The organism is Candidatus Neomarinimicrobiota bacterium, assembly GCA_034716895.1.
Lineage (GTDB): Bacteria > Fidelibacterota > UBA8477 > UBA8477 > JABMPR01 > JABMPR01.
Genome location: JAYEKW010000253.1, coordinates 1 through 1,503, shown reverse-complemented (window position 1 = coordinate 1,503; position 1,503 = coordinate 1). Strand labels below are relative to the sequence as shown.

The 1,503-nt window shown below is 42.2% G+C and carries 1 protein-coding gene and 1 pseudogene; both read left to right on the top strand.

The features are described from left to right. Positions 1-305 precede the first annotated feature (305 nt). On the top strand, positions 306-527 hold the full coding sequence (locus U9Q77_13900; GenBank protein ID MEA3288448.1) for a hypothetical protein: 222 nt from the start codon (positions 306-308) through the stop codon (positions 525-527). Beyond that, positions 515-955 (top strand): annotated as a pseudogene (locus U9Q77_13895) (PIN domain-containing protein). The gene U9Q77_13900 and the pseudogene U9Q77_13895 overlap by 13 nt, the downstream one beginning before the upstream one ends. The last annotated feature ends 548 nt before the right edge of the window (positions 956-1,503 follow it).

Sequence of the window (1,503 nt, the reverse complement as noted above, 5' to 3'; positions counted from 1 at the left end):
CCCAAAACTAAGGCAAAGTCGGTGACTCTGACAGAAAAAGGGGAGGAATTATCCGAAGAACTTTTCAAGAAGCATTTTGGTTTAACTTCCAAGAGTCAAGAGTAGATCTGACCCCTTTATGACCCCTTTACATCCATGAGGAGGATGGGGGAATCCTCAAACCCAAAATAATCTGTTCCATGGGACTGGTAGAGAAAAAATAAATAGGAGAATAGGCGGGGTGTATGTTAAAATATTTGCCAAAATGACTTAGGCGCTTTTGTCATCTATCATGGGAAACCAATTTTTTTGAATGAAGAAATGATATGCAGATTATTAGCTATACAAAACTATTAGAACAAGTGGAAAACCTCAATCAGTCAGAACAACTTCTTCTCCTCGAACAGATTGCTGTCTTGATTCGTCGCAAAACGACCGTGAAAACCCGCCGCAGCATTTTGGAACTACAAGGTATGGGGAAAGAAATATGGAAGGATATTGACGCTCAGGATTACATAGATAAGGAGAGAGAATCGTGGAATGGGTAGACAGTTTGCAAGGCGAGTTGGTCGGCCTGGATACTGCCCCGCTCATCTATTTTATCGAGGAGCATCCAACCTATTAGGAATCAGTGCGTTATTTCTTTCAAGCCGTGGACAGGGGTTACTTCAAGGTTATTACTTCGACAGTGACGTTATTGGAAGTTCTGGTTCAGCCATTGAGACAAAATAATACTGACTTGGCTAACGAGTATCGCGATATCTTGCTTAACTCGGTTAACTTAAGGACAGTAGGCATTTCAGAATCAGTTGCTGAACAGGCTGCAAGGCTCCGGGCTGAACACAATATTCGCACGCCAGACGCCATACAGTTGGCATCTGTAATTCAGGAAGGTGCATCTTTTTTTGTGACAAACGATTCCAGACTCACAGAACTACCATCATTGAACTTGTTGATTTTGGATGACCTGCAATAAACCCTGGTTATATTAAACTCTGCACTGTCCTGATATCTATGAAAACACACAAATCACTTTGTAGAAAATGGGAAACAATTGGTTTGGTGTGGAAGCTCAAACAAGGGGAATTGATGTAGACAGAATCTTGAGGGAAATTCTTTATCCCGGACAAGATCCCGCGTCCCAATCGAAGAAATAGTATAATTCGGTAACCAAAAATATGAATTAACCGGAGCCCCGATATTTCAAGCCCCCATTTTTTATGTTTGAATAATACCTCATTCGTAAGCCAGAGGGAGAAAGCCATGATTCAGGGCAAACAAAAACCCCGTTTCTCATATCGAGACCGGGGTTTTTTCATTTTCATGGAATTATCTGAAGATCGTGTGAAGGTGGGTTAGAGCTGACATCAAAGAGCATCGGGAATTTCTCAACCTGGTCAACAACGTCCCTCACGTATTACAGGTTGTGATCTCAAAAGGAAAGGGAGGGCCGAATGGCGATTGATAAGGGTTTGGCGCCCGTAGAGTTGATCCAGAGTATAATTATGGTGATACGGGGAGAAA